The organism is Stenotrophomonas sp. P5_B8, from assembly GCF_054049855.1.
Genome location: NZ_JBFULO010000664.1, coordinates 1 through 1,399, shown reverse-complemented (window position 1 = coordinate 1,399; position 1,399 = coordinate 1). Strand labels below are relative to the sequence as shown.

The following is a 1,399-nucleotide window of genomic DNA, read 5'->3' as shown; positions in this document are numbered from 1 at the left end:
GAGCAAGCGCATCCAATGATGTGGCCCCTTGGGGATCGTGAAGGGCGCGAGGTGCCGCAAGCCAAGGCCCTAGCTGTCCGGTCGCGCCGGAGGAGCAGATCGGAGCCGGCGCCGACCAGGCCTCTGGACAGCGCTCGAACACAGCCCTCTCTCGCTCGTCGTGCGACTAGCCTTAACGGCCAGCATTTCCGGGGCGCGTTTCGCGTCGCTATGAGAAGACCCAGCGACACCGGGAGAAATAACCATGCCTAGACCTTCGCTCCAGGTGCACTGGGGAGAACGCTGCTATTTGCTTGGATCCTTTTGCCATTTAGGACCTGTCCTCAGGGTCATGAGGAAGGTTCAGCTAAGCGTACAAATCGTCAATAGTGGCTCCATCGCCCTGTCGGTAAAGGTGCCGCCCCCCGCGAAATGCTCGTCMTATCGTCATCCACCACTTCGATGCTGTCTAGTTTGAGCATCAACTGCCTGCTGTCCCTGCCCCGCCAGGAGTCCGGCGGAGAAGGTCGTGGCGTTCGTATTCCGGCGTGCGGAGGATGGGCGCAGCCTTGGCCAGGGCCCGACCGCGACAACGAATTTTCAGCGATATGCTAAGGGCTGCCATCAAGGCAGAGGCGGGTACGCCGATGAAGTGACTGTCAAAGGGCTATCCTATCAATGAGCGCAATGCAGGTAGACGAAGTCATCATGCCCAAACTACCATCTCGCATCCTCTTGGTTGAAGACGAGGACACGATCCGCGACCTCGCCGGCGAGTTCCTTACCGAATGGGGATATGAAGTGGCGACGGCGGCCAGTGCCGAGGACGCTCGGGAGAAGCTGCTGCTGGGACGCCCCTTCGATTTGCTTGTGGCCGACATATGGCTTCCAGGCATGAACGGCCGTGCTTTGGCCAATCACACCCTCGCCCTGCACCCCACGACACGGGTTCTCTTGATCACCGGCTACGCGGGTGGTGGTAATGAGCCATCTTCTCTAAGGAGAGCAGGTATTGAGCTGCTTGGAAAGCCGTTCACCATGAGAGAACTGCTCGTGCGTGTGCAGAGCATCCTATAGATGCAACCGTGTGTTTCCAGAATTGAGCAACCCGCGCGCGGGGGAGTGGCGCGCCCCCTCGTTGGATCCAGGCGGGGCATGATTTTTCAGAGACCTATGAACCGACTCGGATCCTCGCCGAGGGGTTCACGCACCGGCTACGGTAGGTCGCCTCAACTCAAGCACGCTTGGCAGCCTGTAAAAAGAAGCCGCCTTGGATCGCGCTGTCAATATTTCGGATAGACGGCCGATACTTAGAGTTCCACGTGAGATCTCCATAGTGGGGGAGCAGCCGCTGCTTACCTTTTGACAACGAATGAGACAGCCCCAGACCCGTCTTCTAGAGTGCTTTACTGTGGCCACG

General features: G+C 58.9%; 1 protein-coding gene. It reads left to right on the top strand.

Features of this window, described 5'->3' with window-relative positions; translation table 11 throughout:
• Window positions 1-666 precede the first annotated feature (666 nt).
• Complete coding sequence (locus ACXJKH_RS20485; protein ID WP_457322125.1) at window positions 667-1,056, top strand: response regulator; 390 nt, start codon at window positions 667-669, stop codon at window positions 1,054-1,056.
• The last annotated feature ends 343 nt before the right edge of the window (window positions 1,057-1,399 follow it).